The sequence below is a fragment of the Pedobacter hiemivivus genome (assembly GCF_005144565.1).
Classification (GTDB): Bacteria; Bacteroidota; Bacteroidia; order Sphingobacteriales; family Sphingobacteriaceae; genus Pedobacter; species Pedobacter hiemivivus.
The window spans coordinates 649,695-669,579 of the sequence record NZ_SWDX01000005.1; the positions used below are offsets into that span (position 1 = coordinate 649,695).

The following is a 19,885-nucleotide window of genomic DNA, read 5'->3' on the forward strand; positions in this document are numbered from 1 at the left end:
CCAATGAGCTCAATTATTGATCAAACCATACAATTTGTTAAGCAAACGCTAGCAAATGCAGAGGCCGGTCACGACTGGTTTCATATAGAACGCGTTTATAAAAACGCAGTAGGTATTAATGCTACTGAAAAAGCTGATGAGTTAATTGTTGCACTTGCAGCGCTACTCCATGATATTGCAGATGCTAAATTTAACAATGGCGATGAAGAAATTGGACCAAGAATAGCTGGCGACTTTTTAACTTCGCTTAGCCTCGAGCCTTCCATTATTGAGCACGTACAGCAAATCATCAGAAACTTAAGTTACAAAGCCAGTTTAGGCGAAGTCACTTTTAAATCTATTGAGCTGGACGTGGTTCAGGATGCAGACAGACTAGATGCCATTGGTGCCATCGGAATTGCCCGTGCGTTTACTTATGGAGGGTATAAAAACAGAATTTTATATGATCCTGAAATAAAACCAGAGCTCAACATGAGCAAGGAAGCCTATAAAAACTCAAATGGCCCAACCATAAATCATTTCTACGAAAAACTGCTATTACTGAAAGACCTGATGAAGACCGCCGCAGGTAAAAAGATTGCCCAAAAACGCCATGATTTCATGCTAATTTACCTGGAGCAATTTTATAATGAGTGCGAAGGAAAAATTTAACACACAATTTTAAATATATCTTGTAAATTGCTCTCAGTCTAAGCACGTGCTCTTACTGTAAATTTATTAGGGATGAAATTAAGTATATTGGTGTTAATTACTGCTTTCGCAGTGGGCCTTTCTATAGGTTTGGTTAATTTCTATTTTCAAAAGGACTTATATTATATGCTGGTTTCCTTTGCGGTAACTTTCATTACCAGCTTTGCTGTCTTTTATTATCTGATCGAGAAATACATTTACTCGAAAATAGTGCTGATCTATAAAATGATCCACAATTTGAAGTTAGGTAAAGATTTAAAAGACGCTTTAGGTGAATATGTAAGCTCAGACCCTATCAACGATGTGGAGCAGGAAGTAAAAGAATGGGCTGGCGCTAAGAAAAGAGAGATTGAGGTCCTAAAAAAACAAGAACAGTTTAGAAGAGAATTCTTATCCAACGTATCTCATGAATTTAAAACTCCGTTATTTGCCATCCAAGGCTATATAGAAACACTAAAGGACTGCTTAATTGATGACCCGGAAACGGCCGTTAAGTTTTTAGGCAAAGCCGAAAAGAACGTTGAACGATTAAGTTATCTAATCGACGACCTGGATTCAATCTCAAAACTGGAAACTGGTGAGATCCCTATTAATTACGAGCGCTTCGACTTTGTGCCACTCGCCAGAGAAGTGATGGAAGGGCTGGAAGACACTGCAAAGAAAAGACATATCACGCTATCCTTTAAAGACAAGTATACGCACCCGGCCTATGTTAAGGCTGACCGTGAAAAGATCAGACAAGTACTGATCAATCTCATCCACAATTCCTTAAAATATGGTAGGGAACATGGAAATACTGCAATAAAAATATTTGAATTGCATGATCAGTACTTAATTGAGGTAACAGATGATGGAATTGGCATTGATGAAAAACACCTCGCACGTTTGTTCGAACGTTTCTACAGAATAGATTCTCACAGATCAAGAGAAGAAGGCGGTACAGGGCTTGGATTGGCCATTGTGAAGCATATTTTGGAAGCTCATGAGCAAATCATATCCGTAAGAAGTACCTTGCAAATTGGAACAACCTTTGCCTTTACACTTGAAAAGATTGGTTAACAGCTGCTTCTATTTTAAAAAATATGTTAACACTTAACACTAACTTAACATTACACTCATACTTTTGCATCATATTTTAAATTAATATGAATAGCATTTTTAAGTTCTTTACCCCGAAAGACAAGAAATTCCAACCCCTATTTGAGCAGGCAGGAAGCAACGTATTAAAAATTTCTCAGGCTCTTTTGCTTGCATTGAGCGCATCAGACCTGGAGAAAAGAAAAGAATACATTAAGGAGGTAGAACGTCTGGAGCATGTTGGTGACGACATTACCCATTCAATTTTTCTTGAATTAAGTAAAAACTTTATCACTCCTTTCGACAGAGAGGATATTCACGCACTAGCTAGTGCTGTTGATGATATTGCAGATTATATTCACGCTTCGGCAAGCAATATAGAATTATATAACGTAACCCACATTGGTGATGCAATGATCAAACTTGCAGAACTTTTAGTGGAAATGTGTATCGATTTGGACAAAGCAATTAAAGAATTAAGAAGCTTTAAAAACATTCGTGTTATTGCTGATGCCTGCGTACGTATCAACAGTGGTGAAAACCAGGCCGACTATGTTTGTAACCTTGCTATTGCCCGTTTGTTTGAATTCGAGACCAACGCGATCGAACTAATTAAACAAAAAGAAGTACTGCAGACTTTAGAATTGGCTACAGACAAATGTGAAGATGCAGCAAACGTGCTGGAATCTATTTTGGTAAAGAACGCTTAAAAAAAACGAAATGGTAATAACTACCTTATTGGTCGTTGTAATCGTTTTGGCAATAGCCTTCGATTACATAAACGGCTTTCACGATGCGGCAAACTCCATTGCAACTATTGTATCCACAAAAGTACTTTCGCCTTTTCAGGCAGTATTGTGGGCTGCAGTATTTAATTTTGCTGCCTATTTCTACTTTACGGATCATAAAGTAGCGAACACCATTGCTAAAACAGTCGTAGAAAATTACATCACATTAGAGGTTATTTTGGCTGGTTTGATTGCAGCCATTACCTGGAATCTATTTACCTGGTGGTTTGGTATTCCTTCTAGTTCCTCTCATACATTAATTGGCGGTTTCGCAGGTGCAGGTATGGCTAAAGCTTTCACCATGGGTGCAGGCATTATGTCGGCCGTTAACTTTGCTCCTATTTTAAAAGTAGTCGCATTTATTGTATTAGCTCCTGTAATTGGTATGCTGATCTCGGTGATCATTTCCATCATCATCTTACATATTTCAAAAAATGCAAGGCCATCTGTGGCTGAGAAATGGTTTAAACGTCTTCAATTAATTTCATCTGCGGCATTGAGCTTTACCCACGGTGGTAACGATGCACAGAAGGTTATGGGGATTATTTTCGTAGCAATTGTTTCGGTTAACCCTTCAATGGCAAATACAAGAATGCCGGAATGGATTCCCATTGCATGTTATGCTGCAATTGCGTTAGGTACGATGAGTGGTGGCTGGAAAATTGTTAAAACTATGGGATCAAAGATCACCAAAGTAAATGCTTTTGAAGGTGTAGCTGCTGAGGCTGCCGGTGCGGTAACTTTAGGGATTACAGAACACTTTGGTATCCCTGTTTCTACTACACACACCATTACCGGTTCTATCGTTGGTGTTGGGCTATTAAAAAGAGTTTCTGCAGTACGCTGGGGCGTTACAGTGAGCTTATTATGGGCATGGGTTTTAACCATTCCTGTTTCTGCTACACTAGCAGCGCTTGTTTATGCCGTAATCCACCTTTTCTTTTAGATAGAAGACAAAGACAATCATATTATGTAAAAAGGGCTGTATCATTCAATTGATACGGCCCTTTTTGGGTTAATTTACTTTATCAACAATTTTAAAGACCTCATCAAAACAATCAATTTCAGGAAAGCATTTTTCAAAATCAATCGATTTCAGGAATAACTTCCACTGAAAACAAACAAAATCAGGAATACCCCGTCTGAGCTAGCCTAAGCCTACATCATCGAATAATCAGTATAGAACCATCTGCCAGGTATTACTATGAGTAGGGAGTAACTAGGGAATGAGTTGGGAGTAAGTAGCGTATTGCTGTACGTTTGCTTTAGGGTTGAGTTAGGGTTGCTATACCCTAGGGGTAAAGCAAGGGTATAGCAACGGTAAAGGAAGGGTAACACAGGGGTAAAGCAACCCCCTACTTACTCCCTACTCATTCCCTTCTCATTAGCTATTCAAAGTAATACCTGGCAAAGTTCATCTTACACTCTTCCCAAAATTTGCCCTATACTGGGCTTAGCTACAAATTCATTATTTGCAATAGCCTTATCACGGATCTTGCGAGCCGCTTTTACAGCCTCCTCTTCGCATGGTGCCATCAGATAAATGCAAATTTGATCTCCTTCAAAAAAGTAATGTTCCTTGATTGCCAGTTCAGATCGTTGGAGGTCATTAGCCAGTGAAATCACATATACATCAGAATTTCTCTCTAGCTGGATAAAATAACAGTCCCTGGTGATATCGGTGTAAAAACCTGGGTTTAGGCGGCATTCCAGAATCTGAGCATCGCTAAATGTTCTAAACCTATTGAAATAAGCAAATGCATCATCAAAAACTACATGAACTGGGATGTCCGTTTCAGCATTTGGTTCTAGAATAAAATAAAGACTTTCGTTGTTTTCTTCGTCGTTGAGTTCCATATTATTGTTGTTTAAACAGTTAATAATAGGAGTCTCGGCGGGGAGTTCAGCAGGAGGCTTAGCGAGCTGTTTTAACCACAGGTGGGGTTAAAACGAAGATGCAACTATAGCGAGCTCTAAATACCGCCCTGCCAGGTTTCTAACGACCTAAGGAACGGGTTTACGACAGACCCCATAACGCTATAGTGCACCTTCAAAGGTACAACAATATTCGTTATGGGCATTAATCTATCGTCCCTTCCTTAGCACTTGTTAGAATTTGGCAGGAGAGACTCTTTAAATTAATACCTCATTTAAGAAGTAATTGGCATGTTTTTTTTCATATTTCTTTAGTTCATTGGCTTGATATTTTGTTTTTTATACACTGTTATAACCTCTATTAATTTAAGAAGTAGATTTACAATACCTCTATTTCTTTGATTGACAGCTTGGTGTATTTAGCAATTCTCTCCAAAGGTTCTTTTTCAACAAGCATCTCCTTTGCCATTTCCAATGCTTTTTTATGCTCACCCTTTTCTATTCCTTTTTGGATTCCCTTCTCAAGCCCTTCCTTCTTCCCCCATTTAAATAAAATATCACGCTCTTTTCTCCAAAATGTGTTTACCGAATCCATAGCCATTTCTAATTCTTTATCTAATTTACGTAACTGAACAATGACGCGTAATTGTTCATAATATTTATTCCCCATTAACACATCGGGATCACCTTTACCAATTTTTTCTAGTATTGCCCGTATTACCTCTGCGGGTTCTTTATCTCCAAAATTTGCAAGTACAGCCAGCAATTGCGCCTCCGGTTCATCCGAAGATAAAAACAACTCATAAGGCAGCTCAGAAAATGATATTAATTTGTATTCATATTTAAACCCTGGCAAATCAATTTTAGATGGCATATTCAAAGCACCTTCCCCATATACATTACATATTGATTTATCGGTTGGTCGTAAATCTGATGTAGCATTGACCGATATTCAGCCATCCTGAAATGCATTTTTGGTCTATTACTAGATTCAAACTCAACCTGCAGAATGCTAGAAACGCCATCGGCATCAGTTACCATATACAAAGCATCCACTTCTTTTTGTCGTGTGATTTGTATTTTATCTTTAAGTTCTGCGCTTTTTACAATGTTCAGCTTAAGTACCTTTTCAATAATGCCAGGCAAAATAAATTGCATATTCTCGCGCAGTATCTTATCGTACTTGCTTCCTTGTAAACGACCATTGGTATTTTCCCGCATATCTTTACTTTGAAAAGTATGTATGCAAAGCTCCCTGAAAGAAATTAAAAATCCACTATCTGACAAAAATTCGACGTTATTCTCCGTGAGATTGGATTTAGCCCTTATAAAATATGGAAAGCTGCATTTATCAATAGGGTTCTACAGAATGTAATTCTGTAGCGGATTGTGGTGGAAACACCCTTTATTAGAAGTTTATTTTGAAGGTTACTCTACTGTTTTCCTTAGCTGGTTTTTCCCACTTAGGACCGTTAAGAATTAATCTGATGGCTTCCTGCTCATATTTATCGTCTGCAACTTTGATAATCTCAATGGCCGTTGGTGTTCCTTCTTTATCAATTTTAAAACTCAGTTCAACTGCCTGACCTGTTTTAGTCTCTTTTTCAAAGACATTGTTTGCTTTAATATATGCGAACAACTTCTCCCATCCTCCAATAGGAGAAGAAACCATGGTATCCTTATTAACAGAACTCGAACCCCGGATCACAATGCCACCAACCCGACCAGATAATGCTCCATCAAGCTTGACGCTGCCTACGTTCTGTTCTTTCTTTGCTTTGCCATAACCCACAACTACCACCTCATTAAGTGCCAAATTAGTAGGGACTAAAGCAACAGCCACGGGCTGATTCACTTTTGCAAGCACCTCAGTAGCTTTAAAACCGATATAATTAACACGAATCGTTCCTTCTTTAATTAAAGTATCTGCGGCAATTTTAAACATACCCTCGGCATTGGTCACCGTACTTAAGTTTGTCCCCACAACCTGTACAGACACCCCAGGTAAAGGCTGACCTCTTTCATCAACCACTTTACCGTTTAAGGTACTTTGTAAAGGAGCAACGCTTACAACAGACATTGAAGCCATTGTCTGCCTTTTAAACTGAGCCGGTGCAGCCGAAATAACGACTTCTTTTAACGGCTGTGCTACATCCGCAACACTCGATACTACTTTTGTCCTTGGTTTTACTCTTGCTGCATAAGTATTCGTTTTTGCCGCTTCAATGGCCTTATCAATTTCTTTGTCTGTTTGCTTATCGGCAGATTCGGCAGCCAAGACAGGTGCAGTCTCAATTACAGCAGGAACAGTATCTCCTGCTTTAGGCGCAATCGTAACATCAACCTTCTTAGCACGACCTGCCAGTTCTTTCTGATGATTATTTTCCCTCATCCAGAACATAATACTCACAGCCACAAACATCACCGCAGCTGTAGCAGCAATACTTAAACGTTGCCAGGTAATTATTGAGGTCTTTTTTACGGACTGATGCTCCGCAATCCTTTCATGTAGCTGTTTTTGAAGCAGAGATATAGATTGCAGGGAACGCTTAGGTGATTCGCTTAAGCCCGCCAATGCCTCGGCCACAAAAGGGTCTTCTAAAGCTTCACGCTCTACCCTATTCATGGTTTTAGCATCAAGCTTACCATCAAGGTAATCCTCTAAAACGCCTATATCTAACCAGTCCTTATTCACCACTATTCTTTTCTATACAAATTTTAAGATTTCTTTTTCCATTCTGGATATAACTCTTCACTTTCAGCATTTCGTAGCCCGTAATATCTGCAACTTCTTTATAACACTTCTCCTGCAAATAGAAAAGATCCACACTCAAACGCTGTTCTTCCGGAAGTGTTTCCATACACTTTTCCATAACGGTTAGCTTGTTCTCTTTTGTATGATCCATATCAAGATGCACAAAATCCGTGTTTTCCACAAAAGTATCATCGATAGAAACTGTAGTATGCTTAGATTGTTTGCGAAGCGCCATCAAACAATGGTTCCGGGTTAACACATGTAGCCAGCTTTTAAAATTCTGTACCTCGTGGATCTTTAGCTTCAACACCAATTCTTCAAAAATCTGCATTACAGCATCCTTACTCAGCTCCTCGTCCTTTAGATAATTTAAACAAACCCCAAATACCAGGTGCATGTATTTGTTGTAAAGTGTACCCAATGCCCCCAAGTCGCTCTCGCTTTTGTAGCGTGCGATTAAAGCAGCATCATCCTGCTCCTCTATTTTTGCGTTATTTTTTATAAACTTCAATGGGCGTTTAAGGCATAATCTGTTCAAGTATAAAAATATTTTCTGACACTGGTATGGAAATTCTGCAAAGCCTACATCATTAAAAAAACAGAAGATTATGAAAACATTATTGCTCCCCTTGTTTCTGCTGATATTTATTGGCTTCCATGAAAGTCGTGCATCTATTAAAGTGATCAGCGGAGTTGTTACCGATAAAACCGATGGAAAGGCCATTCCAGGAGTAATAGTAAGCACAGCAGCCAATAAAAAGCACGTAGTGACAAACGCTGATGGCAAATACAGTATCTCTGTCGAGAATGATAGTCAACAGCTTCATTTTTCTTTTTTTGGTTATAAACCCCTTAAGGTAAAGATTGGTAAGTCTGCAATTATCAATGTCGCCTTGGAACAAGATAACCAGCGATTAGACGAAATAATTATTGTGGGTTATGTGGGCAAGGGAAAAAGGGCAACGACGGGCTCCGTTGCATTCGTTTCACCGTCAGTCATGTACAACTCAAAGTCTTATAATGCCCCCCAGGATACAGAAAGCTACGCCGCTATCCAGGAAAATGGATTTCAAAACCCTTTTAAAAACCCACTATCTACTTTTTCCATTGATATTGATGCAGCCTCGTACAGCAACGTTCGCCGATTTATAAATAATGGTGGTTTACCCCCTAAAGATGCAGTAAGGGTTGAAGAAATGATCAATTACTTTGATTATGAATATCCTCAGCCAAAAGGAATAGCCCCAGTAAATATTGTAACAGAAATTGCTAGCGCACCATGGAATACAAAGCACAAACTGGTTCAAATTGGCTTACAGGGTAGAAAAATACCGACAGACAATCTTCCTGCATCCAATTTGGTATTTTTGATTGATGTATCAGGTTCCATGAATGAACCGAACAAACTTCCTTTGCTGGTTTCTTCATTTAAATTACTAACGGATCAGCTTCGTGCTAAAGATAAAGTTGCCATTGTGGTATACGCAGGAAATTCGGGCTTAGCGCTACCTTCAACAGCAGGGAGCGACAAGGCTAAAATTAAGGATGCTTTGAATAGCTTAAGTGCAGGCGGATCAACCGCAGGTGGTGCAGGAATTGAGCTGGCTTATAAAGTAGCTGGACAAAACTTCATTAAGGAAGGTAATAACAGGGTAATCCTGGCAACGGATGGCGATTTCAATGTTGGCGCATCAAGCGATAAGGACATGCAAAGTCTGATTGAAGAAAAACGCAAAACTGGTATCTTTTTAACTGTATTGGGCTATGGAATGGGCAATACAAAAGATAGCAAAATGGAAACCCTTGCTGATAAAGGCAATGGCAATTACGCTTACATAGATAACATCAACGAAGCCCGTAAAGTACTAATCAATGAGTTTGGAGGCACATTGTTTACCATTGCAAAAGATGTAAAACTACAGGTTGAATTTAACCCAGACAAGGTGCAGGCTTACCGTTTAATTGGTTACGAAAACAGACTGCTGGAAGATAAAGATTTTAACGACGACAGAAAAGATGCGGGCGAATTAGGCTCCGGGCATACTGTAACGGCTTTGTATGAAGTGATTCCAACAGGCGTAAAGAGTAGCTTCGCTGGCGCTGTTGATGATTTAAAATATCAGGAAAATAAAAAAACAAGCAAAGGCAGTCAAGAAATGCTTACCGTAAAACTGCGTTACAAAGAGCCTGACGGAAGTTCCAGTAAATTGATTCAAGAAGCAATTATTGATCATTCGGCCCCTTTTGAAAATGCTAGCAACAATTTCCGTTTTGCCGCGAGTGTTGCAGAATTTGGGATGCTGCTAAGACAATCTGATTTTAAACAAAATGCATCATTTGATCATGTCATCCGTACCGCGGCACAAGCCATGGGCAATGACCAGGAAGGTTATCGCTCAGAATTTATTAAACTGGCTAAATCGGCTAAATTAATGGCCGAAGATTTGCTATCTTCGGATAAAAAATCAATAACGCATAACGAATGAAACGCATAAAACTTGTTTACCTAGGCCTTTCGGCTTGCTTTTTAATGAACACCACTACAACTCAGGCTCAGTCTAAACTAGGCGATGTTTTGAAAAAAGTAGCTGGAGTTACTAAAAGTAGTACCACAACTACTACGACGACAACAACTAGCAATAGTACAACTGGAACACCTAGCACATTAGATATGGCTTCGGCTATTAAACAAGCATTAGAAATCGGAACTTCACGTGGAGCAGACTTGCTTTCGGCAAAAGACGGTTTTATGGGCAACTTAGCAGTAAAGATCCTTTTTCCGCCTGAAGCACAAAAAGTAGACAAAACCTTGCGTTCACTGGGTATGGGTAAACTAGCAGATAATGTGATTTTAAGCTTGAATCGTGCTGCTGAAGATGCAGCAAAGGAAGCTAAACCAATTTTCGTTTCTGCAATTAAGCAAATGACCATTACGGATGCTACCAATATATTATTAGGAAACAAAGATGCGGCAACTGATTATTTTAAAAGAGTAACCACTTCTCAACTGATGGAAAAGTTTAAACCCGTAATTAATACCAGTCTTGCAAAAGTTGGGGCGACTAAATATTGGGGAGATGCAACTGGTCAGTATAACAAACTTCCGATGGTGAAACCACTGAACACAGATCTTTCAGCTTATGTAGCACAAAAGGCTATTGATGGCATGTTTATACAGGTAGCGCAGGAAGAACTTAAGATCAGAGATAACCTAGGATCGAGGTCTACTTCGCTCTTACAAAAGGTGTTTGGCTACGCAGATAAGAATAAGTAAAATAAAAAGGTTACTTTTATACGGTAAATACTAACAACATAAAAGTATATTGGATTTTAAAGATTTTAATTTTAACCCTGACTTATTAGAAGGGTTATTAGCAATGGGGTTTCGTAATGCAACCCCAATCCAGCAGCAAGCAATTCCACTTATTTTAGATAAGAAAGACTTAATTGCCTGCGCACAAACGGGAACCGGAAAAACAGGCGCCTACCTTTTACCCATCATGAATATGATTGCCGGTACCGAGGAACGTCATAACAATACATTGATACTAGCCCCAACAAGGGAACTTGCCCAGCAAATAGACTTGCAGGTAGAGGCACTTTCCTATTTCACCAACATCAGTTCGTTAACGGTGTATGGTGGCGGAGATGGCATTGCCTACGAGCAGCAAAAGCGATCGATGCGCGAAGGTGTAGACATCATTATTGCAACACCTGGTCGATTGATTTCTCACCTTTCTTCGGGTGTTTTGAAACTGGATCAGTTGCAGCATCTGGTACTGGATGAGGCGGACAGAATGCTTGACATGGGTTTTTATGATGACATTGTACGCATTGTAAGTTACCTACCACAAGTTAGACAAACAGTGATGTTCTCGGCAACGATGCCTCCAAAAATCAGGAAGCTGGCCTCAACATTATTAAATAATCCAGAACAGATTAGTCTTGCTATTTCTAAACCTGCTGAGGGTATTTCACAACAGGTATACATGGTGCATGATGAACAAAAAGTGCCTTTATTGAGCAGTCTGTTAAAAACGGATGAATTTAAAAGCATCATTGTTTTTGCATCAACTAAAGAGAAAGTAAAAAATCTTGGCAAAGTATTCAGAAACCTGGGACTTAAAACAGAAGCTTTTCACTCTGATCTAGGACAAAAAGAAAGAGAAAGCATATTGCTGAAGTTTAAAAACAGACAACTACCCATTCTTATTGGTACCGATGTTTTAAGTCGCGGTATTGATGTGGAAGGTATAGACCTGGTGGTTAACTTTGATGTGCCTCATGATGCAGAAGACTATGTACACCGTATTGGTCGTACTGCCAGAGCTGCAACTAAAGGCACTGCGATTACATTGGTTAACAGCAGAGACAAACGCAAATTAGCCAGCATCGAAAAGCTGATCGAAAAGCAGATTGAAAGGATGCCTTTACCTGAACATTTAGGCGAAGCTCCTGCCGAAGTACCTTTTGATCCATCAGCACCAAGACCCACCAGAAAACCCGATTCAGGAAAGCCAAAACGCAAATTCTGGAACAAGAAACCAAAAGCACAGTAATTACCACGGGGGGATAACCGACATTTTTGTATCTTTACTTTTATGCAAAATCTCCCTCCTTTAGCCGAACGTATGCGCCCACAGAATCTGGACGAATACGTTGGGCAAAAACACTTGGTAGGGCCCGATGCAGTATTAAGAAAGGCCATACAAAGTAGTCAACTACCCTCAATGATTTTTTGGGGGCCTCCTGGAGTAGGAAAAACAACACTTGCCTACATCATTTCGCAAACACTAGACCGTCCTTTTTTTAACTTGAGTGCCATTAACTCTGGCGTTAAAGACATTAGGGACGTTATAGATCGGGCAGCCTTATTGAAAGACAGCTTGATGGGCTTACCCATCCTATTTATAGACGAGATTCATCGATTTAGTAAATCGCAACAGGATAGCTTATTAGGTGCTGTAGAGCGTGGCTTGGTTACTTTAATTGGCGCAACTACAGAAAATCCTTCTTTCGAAGTCATCTCAGCACTCTTGTCCCGGTGTCAGGTATACATCCTAAAAGCGTTGGACGAGGATGAACTTGCCGGTCTACTACAAACCGCTATTAAGCAAGACATCCTTCTCAAAGACAAAAAAATCACCATTAAGGAGCACGAAGCCTTAATTCGTTTATCTGGTGGTGACGCCAGAAAATTACTCAACGTACTCGAAATTGCCGTTAACGGTATTGGTGGCAACAAAATAACGCTTACCAATGAAAATGTTTTGGCACATGCCCAGCAAAATCTGGCATTGTACGACAAAGCTGGGGAACAGCATTACGACATCATTTCTGCTTTTATAAAATCGATAAGAGGTAGCGACCCCAATGGAGCCGTTTACTGGCTAGCCAGAATGATTGAAGGTGGTGAAGACCCGCTATTTATTGCCAGAAGACTACTTATTCTTGCATCTGAAGACATTGGCAATGCCAATCCCAACGCTTTGCTGCTCGCAAACAATTGCTTTCAGGCGGTTAATGTGATCGGTTTTCCTGAATCAAGGATCATCCTTTCTCAAGCGGTCACTTATATGGCTTCCTCTGTAAAAAGCAATGCAGCCTACGAAGCTATAAATAAAGCTCAGGCATTGGTAAAACAAACCGGAAATTTACCTGTCCCATTACACATTCGGAATGCCCCAACCAAACTGATGAAGAATATTGGTTATGGAAAAGACTATAAATACTCACATGGTTATGAAGGAAATTTCGCTGAACAGGAGTATTTACCTGAGAAATTGAGTGGCACAAAATTATATGATCCCGGGAATAATCCTGCTGAGGAAAAACTAAGGGAACAGTTGAGAAAAAATTGGAAAAATAAATACAATTATTAATATGCTGTCGACCTTTCTAAATCACCAATGGAAAGCCTTTTGGCGTTCAAGAAACAAGGGTACAAGTATAGCCGCGCAGCTATTTCTAGGCTTTGTTATCCTTTATCTACTGGCGCTTGCCATCCTTGTGGGATTTGGAATGGAGTTGATCATCGGTAAGCTGTTACCTGGAAAAGATGTATTCTATGTTTTTAACGGTTTAATTCTTTACTATTTTGCTGTCGATTTTTTAATGCGCCTGCAACTACAGGAATTGCCAACTTTAAGCATTGTCCCTTACCTACATTTGAGGATTCCGAAACAAAAAATAGTGAACTTTCTAAATGTTAGATCGTTGTTTAGTGCTTTTAACATTTTACCCCTATTTATTTTTATTCCCTTTTGCTGCACTGCAATTGCTGAGGTATACGGTCCATTTGTTGCGATCATGTACGTTATCTCCATCCTTTCCTTATCTGCCTTTAATAATTTTACGGCCATGTACATCAAACGCCTAACTACAGTAAATGTAAATGCGATTATTGGAGTTGTGATGGTAATTGCGAGTCTGGCACTACTCGAATATTTCAAAATCCTATCCATTACTGAAATATCCAATCGCTTATTTAGCTTTATCACTTTACATCCCGCAACGGCTTTTGCTTTTACAATTGTTGCCCTACTTATGTATATCATAAATGGTAAGTATTTGCAGCGCAATATGTACACCGAGGAGCTAAGTACTGCACAAGAAAAAAAAGTAAGCACGGCCTACCCTTTTCTGGACAGGTTTGGCGCAGTGGGTGTATTGGCGGCATTGGAGCTTAAATTAATTCTCAGACATAAAAGAACCCGATCAGCATTGATTATGAGCTTGGTTTTCATGCTTTATGGCTTTCTTTTTTATAAAAAATTACTCCTGGAAAAGGATGATATCGGAATGATGCTTTTTGCGGCGGTATTTATAACGGGGAGTAGCATTAGTATTTACGGTCAGTTTATGTTTGGCTGGCAGGCGGCCCATTTTGATGGCTTAATGGTTAACAAAACCAATCTTAAGCACTTTATAAAAGCCAAATTTCTATTGTTTACTACCATATCTACTATAGTAGCGATAATTACCAGCTTTTACGGATTGATAAGCCCTAAAATCTTGTTTATACAGTTTGCAGCTTACTGCTATAACATAGGTATTGGAACCGTTATCGTGCTTTATTTTGCCACATGGAATGCTAAAGCTATTGATTTAAGTAAAGGCTCTACATTTAACTATCAAGGTGTTAGTGCCAGCCAGTTTATATTAATGGTTCCTTATTTTTTGATTCCCTATGCTTTTTATTTACCTTTTGCATTAAATGGACATCCTTATTGGGGTATTGCTTGTTTAGCCTTTTTTGGTCTCGTTGCATTATGTACCCGCAGTTTTTGGGTTAATTTTCTGGTAAATGAACTGAATAAAAGAAGGTATAAAATTGCTGAGGGCTTTAGAGAACTTTAAAGAAAAATCATGATTTTAGAAATTACAGACTTAAAGAAGGTATACGGCAATAAAACTGTTGTAAACATTGATGATTTAAAAATCAATGCCGGAGAAACTGTTGGACTTGTTGGCAATAATGGCGCAGGAAAAACTACCCTCTTCAGAATTGTACTGGATCTGATTCGTCCCAATCAAGGAGAAGTACGCTCGAAAGGTAAAAATGTGGCGGGTAATGACGAATGGAAGACCTATACAGCTTCTTATCTAGATGAAGGTTTTTTAATTGACTACCTAACGGCTGAAGAGTATTTTATATTTATTGGAAGTCTTCACCATTTTAGTCCGGCTCATGTAATGGACTACCTGAAGCAATATGAAGAATTCTTTAACGGCGAGGTCTTAAATAAGGGGAAATACATCCGGGATTTTTCTAAAGGAAATCAAAACAAGATTGGTATTGCTGCTGCATTGATGCAAAAACCGGAATTATTGGTATTGGATGAACCCTTTGCTAATCTTGACCCGACAACGCAAATCAGGCTTAAAACATTAATTAGGTCGTTAAAAAATGAGCACGCGCTAACCACCTTAATTTCCAGTCACGATTTAAACCATGTTACAGATGTTTGCGACCGAATCATTTTATTAGAAAAGGGGCTAATTATCAAAGATTTCAATAAAGACGAAAACACATTAAAGGAACTGGAAGAATACTTTTCTGAATAAAATATACTGTCTAGAATTATAGTCACGTTAAAGTTACCTACCATTATTTTATACACCACTCACTTTTTTTGTGGTTTTTTTGGGCATCTCTGCACCTTTATTTCGGAAACAATAAAACTTGGCATTAGGTTTGATTTACGGTTGCCCTAAACAAATGATAATGTTATGGTGACTTCAAAATTTAAAATAGCAACACTTAGTATCGCTCTAGCCGTTGGTTCAATGGCATTCCAAGGATGCGATAGTTTAACAAAGACACAAAAAGGAGCAGGAATAGGTGCTGCAGCGGGTGGTGTTCTTGGTGCTATTATCGGTAAAAAAGCTGGTAATACAGCCGTAGGTGCAATTATTGGTGCAGCTGTTGGCGGTACTGCAGGTGGTTTTATCGGAAAAAGAATGGATAAACAAGCTGCCGAAATACAAAATGCTATTCCTAATGCTGAGGTAATTCGCGAAGGTGAAGGTATCATTGTTAAGTTTGATAGCGGTATCTTGTTTGGTTTTGATAAATCAGATTTAACTGCACAAGCAAAAACAAATGTTAAATCTTTAGCTAACTCATTAAATCAATATCCTGGAACAGATATTAAAGTAATTGGCCATACCGACAATAAAGGTGCTGAGTCATATAATATGGCTTTATCTGAAAGAAGAGCCGCAGCTGTAAAGGCTTACGCAGTTTCTCAAGGTGTTCCGTCATCACGTTTGATCACTTTAGGTAAAGGATTTTCTGAGCCAATTGCAGATAATACAACTGAAGCAGGAAGAGCTGCAAACCGTAGAGTTGAGGTTGTTATCGTTGCTAACGATCAACTGAAAAAAGAAGCTCAGACAGCTGGAAGATAGTTCATCACATTTACATCTCCCTATAAAAACGAAAACCCGTTGTACATTGTACTTCGGGTTTTTCATTTTTAAACGTTTTATTATTTAGGAATCTAATCGTAGATATCTTCAAAATAATGTATAGCCAGTGACTTAAGTAACAATTCCTGCTCCATCATCGCAAAAGATGGAACCGGCTTTACTAATTTCCAATGTGGCCAGCCATCCTGATCCTGACCTTCTAGTTCATAGAATCCCATTTCACTTAACAAGCGACAGGTAGCGATGTGCATCAATTCCTCTTTTTGGCGCTTACTGTATTTACCAGGCCCTTTTCCAAGTTCCTGTACTCCAATTAAAAACAGCATTACCTTTAAATCCGGAATATCAGAATCAAACTCCTTCGCTATTCTTTCTTGCAAAACTTTCCATTTTGCATGTGTTTCTGCAGGCTTCATACTACAAAGATACAATTAGCCTCCCAGTTTTATTACAATAAACTTTGGCGAATAGTAAAGTGATTTCACTAAATTTAGCACACGGTAGATTACATAAACCTTAAAAATCATCAAACAAAATTTTGCAAATGAATACAGAAATTGTAACTGGCATAATGGCCTTTGGAATGTCTGGAAAAGTTTTCCATGCCCCATTTATAGATAAACATCCCGGATTTAAACTACATGCCGTAACCGAGCGTAACCAAAAAAATGCAGCTGCTATTTACCCGGGAATCATTAGCTACAATACGATTGAGGACCTGATTGCTGACGAGAAAATTGACCTTATTATTATAAATACCCCCAATTACACGCATTTTGATTATGCCACAAAGGCGCTAAAAGCGGGTAAACATATTTTGGTCGAAAAACCATTCACGGCGACCTCGGCAGAAGCTAAAGAAATCTTTGACTTAGCTAAAAGTGTAGACAAACAGGTGTTTGTTTACCAAAACAGAAGATGGGATAGTGATTTTAGTTCGGTGCGAGAGGTAATTGAGAGCGGACAACTAGGTAAACTGAATGAAGTACATTTCAGGTTTGACCGTTACCGTGCTGATATCGGTCCGAAAACATTTAAAGAACAACCTATTGCCGCCAGTGGATTGATTTACGACCTGGGCCCACATTTGCTTGATCAAGTGATCAGTATATTTGGGAAGCCGGATTCATCTCATAAAATACTAGGTGAAAATCGCAAAGACACTAAAGTGAATGATTATTTCTCCATTCATTTGAGCTATCCAAACAGTGTTAATGTTTTTGTACATGCTAATCTTTTGGTAGCGGATCCCTTACCTGCATTTGTATTGCATGGCAGCCATGGTTCATTTATAAAAGACCGTTCTGATGTACAGGAAGAGCAATTGCTGCAGGGCATGAAGCTTACAGATCCTATGTATGGAGTTGAACTTCCGGGAAGAGCAGGTAAACTCACGCTTATAGATGAACAGGGCAATAAAGTTCAACACTTAATACCGTCCCTAAAAGGAGATTATATTCCTTTATTTGAGGCCATGTATCAGCGTATTACCAATCAGGTGGCCTACCCAATTACAGAGGAACAAATCATTACACAATTGGAAATCCTGGAATCATAGGCTATGAACACGATTCTCTTCTTCCTAATTCCGTTATTTATCATTGTTGTTTACTTTATTATTCGGGGCAATCCTTTTAAATCGAAATCTATTCCAACGCTTAGCGCAGCCGAAACTGATCAGCTTTCACAGCATGTCCATTTTTACCAACAGCTAAGTCCAGTAGATAAAGGGAAATTTGAAGATAAAATAGCCGTATTTTTAAGCTACGTAAGGATAGAAGGGATAGATCTTGAAATAAATCCATTAGACCGGGTATTGGTTGCTTCTAGCGCCATTATTCCGGTGTTTGGTTTTGAAGATTGGAAGTACAAAAACCTATCGAGTGTGTTGTTATACCCAGACACCTTTAATAAAGATTTTCAATTTGAAGGCGCAGAAAGAAATATCCTTGGTATGGTTGGTGAAGGTTATATGAATGGGCAAATGATCTTATCTCGCTCGGCATTATTGCATGGGTTTTCCAATGCAGTCGATAAAGAAAATACAGCTATTCATGAGTTTGTGCACCTCCTCGATAAATCGGATGGTGCAACAGACGGTGTTCCGGATAACCTGATGAAGCACGAATACGCTGTACCATGGATAAAAATGATTCATCAGGAAATGCAGCAAATAGAAAAAGGCAAGTCGGATATTAACCCTTATGCCGTTACAAATGAGGCTGAATTTTTTGCTGTAGTATCCGAATACTTTTTCGAAAACCCTAAACAGTTAAAAGATAAACACCCAGAACTATACCAGATCTTGTCGGATACCTTTTTACAAGATCTTGCCAGTAAATAGTTTTAAAGACTACCTAACAATGCAACAACAAACTCTGTAGGGATTTCTACATGAGGGATATGGCCACAGCCATCAAATTCAATAATTTTAGCACCTGGGATCTTAGCCGCGGTTTGCTTTCCTAAAAACCTATACTGTCCGTATAAAACCTGTTGATCAGGGCTAAGTAAACCTTTCCCTACGATGGTTTTATCTTGTTTTCCGATAAACAAAACGGTTGGTACTCTTACATTGATGAACTCGTGTACAACTGGTTGCTCATAGATCATGGTATAAGTCATTGCGGCAACCTTTGCCCATCTTGGAAAATCAGCACTATTGGTTACTCCAGCAGCTATTCGTACCAACTCTTCATATTCAGGCTTCCAAACCGTAAAATAAGAGCTTTGGTAGTATTTTTTAATGCTCTCTGCTGTAGCTTTCAACTCCGTTGAATACTGTTGATCGGTGTTTACATAAGGGACAAAAAGACGGTAATCTTCTAGTCCTATAGGATTTTCAAGTAACAACTTCTCTGTTTGTCCAGGATACATCAGCGCAAAACGGGTAGCCAACATTCCGCCCATTGAATGACCTAGCACACTTGCTTTTTGGATACCCAGGGTATCAAGTAAAGCTTTATTCCAGGCTGCCATTTGATGAAAACTGTAATGAATGAAAGGTTTTGAAGATTTACCAAAACCAATCTGATCTGGAACAATCACTCTAAATCCTCGGCTAGTTAAAGCTTTGATCACTTCAGTCCAATAATACCCACCAAAGTTTTTACCATGAAAAAGCATCACTGTTCTGCCATTTGCCATTTGCGTAGGCGCAACATCCATGTAGGCCATGCGCACATCCTGCCCTTCTACAGCTATAGGGAAATACTTTACGGGATAACCGTATTTAACATTTTCTAAAGTGATGGATAAAGTATCTGTTTTTTGAGCCTGTGCAGCGATAACCAAACAAAGAATGGCCAAAATGGAAAGTGATAGTCTTTTTAACATAGTTTTTTTTAAAGCAACAATAAAAGGAAGCGAAAGTTCTAAACTTAAGCATTATTTATTTTTTTGTGCAAAATAAGGGAATTATAGTTGTATAGGCTGTATCATTAGTCAGTTCGTCATCCTGAAAAAAATTCACTGTTGTCCGGATAAAATTTTGGGCTAGCTGTTAAGCTAGCCCATTGTTGATATATTTGAGTTACCACACTTAAAAACATCAACATGAGCAAAAGTATATTTTTTACCGGACAGCCCATACTAAATCAACTGTTAAATTTGCTGGATCGGGGCAAGATTAAATCCATTGCCCGTGCCGGTAAACACGATCACTACTATAAGCATTTTGACACTTATACCCATTTAATAACGATGCTATACTGCGCATTGAACAAATGCACAAGTAGCCGTGAAGTTGTAAGTGGAATGAAGGCCT

General features: G+C 39.0%; 21 protein-coding genes. 14 read left to right on the forward strand and 7 right to left on the reverse strand.

Annotated features, from left to right (window positions below):
• Window positions 1-3 precede the first annotated feature (3 nt).
• The 4 genes from FBD94_RS15820 (at window position 4) to FBD94_RS15835 (ending at window position 3,501) form a co-directional block, all read left to right on the forward strand.
• Window positions 4-651 (forward strand): HD domain-containing protein, encoded by a 648-nt coding sequence (locus FBD94_RS15820; protein WP_136880889.1) that lies wholly within the window; start codon window positions 4-6, stop codon window positions 649-651.
• A 72-nt stretch (window positions 652-723) separates the two neighbouring features.
• Window positions 724-1,749 carry a sensor histidine kinase gene (locus tag FBD94_RS15825; protein ID WP_136880890.1) on the forward strand — a complete coding sequence of 342 codons (1,026 nt, stop codon included), beginning with the start codon at window positions 724-726 and terminating at the stop codon, window positions 1,747-1,749.
• A gap of 86 nt (window positions 1,750-1,835) precedes the next feature.
• Window positions 1,836-2,477: a DUF47 domain-containing protein gene (locus FBD94_RS15830; RefSeq protein WP_169472322.1), complete on the forward strand. Its 642-nt coding sequence runs from the start codon at window positions 1,836-1,838 to the stop codon at window positions 2,475-2,477.
• A gap of 10 nt (window positions 2,478-2,487) precedes the next feature.
• On the forward strand, window positions 2,488-3,501 hold the full coding sequence (locus FBD94_RS15835; protein WP_136880892.1) for an inorganic phosphate transporter: 1,014 nt from the start codon (window positions 2,488-2,490) through the stop codon (window positions 3,499-3,501).
• Between the two features lie 473 nt (window positions 3,502-3,974).
• On the opposite strand, the gene FBD94_RS15840 is transcribed toward FBD94_RS15835, so the two are convergent.
• The 5 genes from FBD94_RS15840 to FBD94_RS15860 form a co-directional block, all read right to left on the reverse strand.
• Complete coding sequence (locus tag FBD94_RS15840) at window positions 3,975-4,412, reverse strand: hypothetical protein (RefSeq protein WP_136880893.1); 438 nt, start codon at window positions 4,410-4,412, stop codon at window positions 3,975-3,977.
• 397 nt (window positions 4,413-4,809) lie between these two features.
• Entirely contained in the window at window positions 4,810-5,304 is a 495-nt protein-coding gene (locus FBD94_RS15845) for a hypothetical protein (RefSeq protein ID WP_136880894.1), read from the reverse strand.
• A gap of 2 nt (window positions 5,305-5,306) precedes the next feature.
• Window positions 5,307-5,651 (reverse strand): hypothetical protein, encoded by a 345-nt coding sequence (locus tag FBD94_RS15850; RefSeq protein WP_136880895.1) that lies wholly within the window; start codon window positions 5,649-5,651, stop codon window positions 5,307-5,309.
• A 187-nt stretch (window positions 5,652-5,838) separates the two neighbouring features.
• Window positions 5,839-7,125, reverse strand: coding sequence for a carboxypeptidase-like regulatory domain-containing protein (locus FBD94_RS15855; RefSeq protein ID WP_136880896.1), 1,287 nt, complete (start codon window positions 7,123-7,125; stop codon window positions 5,839-5,841).
• On the reverse strand, window positions 7,118-7,696 hold the full coding sequence (locus FBD94_RS15860) for an RNA polymerase sigma factor (protein WP_090781396.1): 579 nt from the start codon (window positions 7,694-7,696) through the stop codon (window positions 7,118-7,120). The genes FBD94_RS15855 and FBD94_RS15860 overlap by 8 nt, the downstream gene beginning before the upstream one ends.
• Window positions 7,697-7,793: 97 nt before the next feature.
• On the opposite strand from FBD94_RS15860, the gene FBD94_RS15865 reads away from it, so the two are divergent.
• The 7 genes from FBD94_RS15865 to FBD94_RS15895 all read left to right on the forward strand — a co-directional run bounded on the left by FBD94_RS15865 (window position 7,794) and on the right by FBD94_RS15895 (window position 16,098).
• Window positions 7,794-9,671 (forward strand): vWA domain-containing protein, encoded by a 1,878-nt coding sequence (locus FBD94_RS15865; protein ID WP_136880897.1) that lies wholly within the window; start codon window positions 7,794-7,796, stop codon window positions 9,669-9,671.
• Entirely contained in the window at window positions 9,668-10,459 is a 792-nt protein-coding gene (locus tag FBD94_RS15870; RefSeq protein ID WP_136880898.1) for a DUF4197 domain-containing protein, read from the forward strand. Before FBD94_RS15865 ends, FBD94_RS15870 begins: the two co-directional genes overlap by 4 nt.
• A 49-nt stretch (window positions 10,460-10,508) precedes the next feature.
• A complete protein-coding gene (locus FBD94_RS15875) occupies window positions 10,509-11,744 on the forward strand; it encodes a DEAD/DEAH box helicase (protein WP_169472323.1) in 1,236 nt (411 codons plus the stop codon).
• Between the two features lie 42 nt (window positions 11,745-11,786).
• Window positions 11,787-13,067: a replication-associated recombination protein A gene (locus FBD94_RS15880; protein WP_136880900.1), complete on the forward strand. Its 1,281-nt coding sequence runs from the start codon at window positions 11,787-11,789 to the stop codon at window positions 13,065-13,067.
• Window position 13,068: 1 nt separating this feature from the next.
• Entirely contained in the window at window positions 13,069-14,544 is a 1,476-nt protein-coding gene (locus FBD94_RS15885) for a DUF5687 family protein (protein WP_136880901.1), read from the forward strand.
• A gap of 9 nt (window positions 14,545-14,553) precedes the next feature.
• The gene (locus tag FBD94_RS15890) at window positions 14,554-15,252 is read left to right on the forward strand and encodes an ABC transporter ATP-binding protein (protein WP_136880902.1); all 699 of its coding nucleotides are present in this window, start codon (window positions 14,554-14,556) and stop codon (window positions 15,250-15,252) included.
• 165 nt (window positions 15,253-15,417) lie between these two features.
• On the forward strand, window positions 15,418-16,098 hold the full coding sequence (locus FBD94_RS15895) for an OmpA family protein (protein WP_131607956.1): 681 nt from the start codon (window positions 15,418-15,420) through the stop codon (window positions 16,096-16,098).
• Between the two features lie 92 nt (window positions 16,099-16,190).
• Here FBD94_RS15895 and FBD94_RS15900 read toward each other — a convergent pair whose 3' ends face one another.
• Window positions 16,191-16,535, reverse strand: a complete 345-nt coding sequence (locus FBD94_RS15900) for a hypothetical protein (RefSeq protein WP_131607955.1) — start codon at window positions 16,533-16,535, stop codon at window positions 16,191-16,193.
• A gap of 128 nt (window positions 16,536-16,663) precedes the next feature.
• Between FBD94_RS15900 and FBD94_RS15905 the strand changes: the two genes are divergently transcribed.
• Together FBD94_RS15905 and FBD94_RS15910 are read left to right on the forward strand one after the other, a co-directional pair.
• Entirely contained in the window at window positions 16,664-17,677 is a 1,014-nt protein-coding gene (locus FBD94_RS15905) for a Gfo/Idh/MocA family oxidoreductase (RefSeq protein WP_136880903.1), read from the forward strand.
• A gap of 3 nt (window positions 17,678-17,680) precedes the next feature.
• Window positions 17,681-18,463: a M90 family metallopeptidase gene (locus FBD94_RS15910; protein ID WP_136880904.1), complete on the forward strand. Its 783-nt coding sequence runs from the start codon at window positions 17,681-17,683 to the stop codon at window positions 18,461-18,463.
• 2 nt (window positions 18,464-18,465) lie between these two features.
• Here the strand turns inward: FBD94_RS15910 and FBD94_RS15915 are convergent, their stop codons facing one another.
• The gene (locus tag FBD94_RS15915) at window positions 18,466-19,455 is read right to left on the reverse strand and encodes an alpha/beta fold hydrolase (RefSeq protein WP_136880905.1); all 990 of its coding nucleotides are present in this window, start codon (window positions 19,453-19,455) and stop codon (window positions 18,466-18,468) included.
• 219 nt (window positions 19,456-19,674) lie between these two features.
• Between FBD94_RS15915 and FBD94_RS15920 the strand changes: the two genes are divergently transcribed.
• Window positions 19,675-19,885, forward strand: a 211-nt coding sequence (locus tag FBD94_RS15920; RefSeq protein ID WP_131612943.1) for a DUF4372 domain-containing protein, incomplete at its 3' end; no start/stop codon positions are given.

Excerpts from the sequence above, each read along its gene's own strand:
- FBD94_RS15820 (WP_136880889.1), top strand. The coding sequence starts at position 4 with ATGAGCTCAATTATTGATCAAACCATACAATTTGTTAAGCAAACGCTA.
- FBD94_RS15825 (WP_136880890.1), top strand. The coding sequence starts at position 724 with ATGAAATTAAGTATATTGGTGTTAATTACTGCTTTCGCAGTGGGCCTT.
- FBD94_RS15830 (WP_169472322.1), top strand. The coding sequence starts at position 1,836 with ATGAATAGCATTTTTAAGTTCTTTACCCCGAAAGACAAGAAATTCCAA.
- FBD94_RS15835 (WP_136880892.1), top strand. The coding sequence starts at position 2,488 with ATGGTAATAACTACCTTATTGGTCGTTGTAATCGTTTTGGCAATAGCC.
- FBD94_RS15840 (WP_136880893.1), bottom strand. The coding sequence starts at position 4,412 with ATGGAACTCAACGACGAAGAAAACAACGAAAGTCTTTATTTTATTCTA.
- FBD94_RS15845 (WP_136880894.1), bottom strand. The coding sequence starts at position 5,304 with ATGCCATCTAAAATTGATTTGCCAGGGTTTAAATATGAATACAAATTA.
- FBD94_RS15850 (WP_136880895.1), bottom strand. The coding sequence starts at position 5,651 with ATGCGGGAAAATACCAATGGTCGTTTACAAGGAAGCAAGTACGATAAG.
- FBD94_RS15865 (WP_136880897.1), top strand. The coding sequence starts at position 7,794 with ATGAAAACATTATTGCTCCCCTTGTTTCTGCTGATATTTATTGGCTTC.
- FBD94_RS15870 (WP_136880898.1), top strand. The coding sequence starts at position 9,668 with ATGAAACGCATAAAACTTGTTTACCTAGGCCTTTCGGCTTGCTTTTTA.
- FBD94_RS15880 (WP_136880900.1), top strand. The coding sequence starts at position 11,787 with ATGCAAAATCTCCCTCCTTTAGCCGAACGTATGCGCCCACAGAATCTG.
- FBD94_RS15885 (WP_136880901.1), top strand. The coding sequence starts at position 13,069 with ATGCTGTCGACCTTTCTAAATCACCAATGGAAAGCCTTTTGGCGTTCA.
- FBD94_RS15890 (WP_136880902.1), top strand. The coding sequence starts at position 14,554 with ATGATTTTAGAAATTACAGACTTAAAGAAGGTATACGGCAATAAAACT.
- FBD94_RS15895 (WP_131607956.1), top strand. The coding sequence starts at position 15,418 with ATGGTGACTTCAAAATTTAAAATAGCAACACTTAGTATCGCTCTAGCC.
- FBD94_RS15900 (WP_131607955.1), bottom strand. The coding sequence starts at position 16,535 with ATGAAGCCTGCAGAAACACATGCAAAATGGAAAGTTTTGCAAGAAAGA.
- FBD94_RS15905 (WP_136880903.1), top strand. The coding sequence starts at position 16,664 with ATGAATACAGAAATTGTAACTGGCATAATGGCCTTTGGAATGTCTGGA.
- FBD94_RS15910 (WP_136880904.1), top strand. The coding sequence starts at position 17,681 with ATGAACACGATTCTCTTCTTCCTAATTCCGTTATTTATCATTGTTGTT.
- FBD94_RS15915 (WP_136880905.1), bottom strand. The coding sequence starts at position 19,455 with ATGTTAAAAAGACTATCACTTTCCATTTTGGCCATTCTTTGTTTGGTT.